Origin of the sequence: Nonlabens tegetincola (assembly GCF_002954355.1) — a bacterium.
Classification (GTDB): domain Bacteria; phylum Bacteroidota; class Bacteroidia; order Flavobacteriales; family Flavobacteriaceae; genus Nonlabens; species Nonlabens tegetincola.
Genome location: NZ_MQVV01000020.1, coordinates 26,485 through 27,110, shown reverse-complemented (window position 1 = coordinate 27,110; position 626 = coordinate 26,485). Strand labels below are relative to the sequence as shown.

Genomic DNA, 626 nt, shown 5'->3' with positions numbered 1-626 from the left:
AAGAATAGTTCTTACTCCACAACATGCTAAACGTTTAGCTCAAGCACTTATGGATAATATTAGAAAATTTGAAAATGCGCATGGTGAAATTAAGGATTATGAGCAGCCTCCTATTCCCTTAAATTTTGGTCCAACTGGACAAGCTTAATATATTCCGCTTTCGCGAAAGCGTAGTTATCATTAAAGCCTAACTTTTATAGTTAGGCTTTATTTTTTTATTTACAGAATAGTTTTTGATTATGAATTGTCGAAAATCCACTTATTCTAAAAGCGTTTAAAGAGATTTCATACTAAAGACACTAGACATTATTAGTCAAATTTTTCTTTCAGGAGATGTTCTTAAAATGAGATTTAAAAAATTTAGATTTTTTAAAAACCACCGAGTATTTTTCTTCGTACATACTAGATCCTAAAGATGTCAAATTTAGTTTTTGTTTAATCTTCTGTATTTCAGAGTTTTTTTAATGGAACTTTTTTCATAAGTGTTTTTAACGACTTTAATTGGAATTTTGTCGAAAGAGCACTATAAATACTGGGTTTTTCTTCATTGGGATGTTGTTACAAGTATTTTTGCAGCTTAGAATAGAACAAGCTATTCTGTTTTTTTGATAATTATTTCATTTACA

1 protein-coding gene is annotated in these 626 nt (G+C 28.6%); it reads left to right on the top strand.

Annotated elements, in window-relative coordinates:
- Positions 1-148: DUF3467 domain-containing protein (locus BST93_RS13865; RefSeq protein WP_146105037.1), on the top strand; the 148-nt coding region annotated here is incomplete at its 5' end.
- Positions 149-626: the final 478 nt, after the last annotated feature.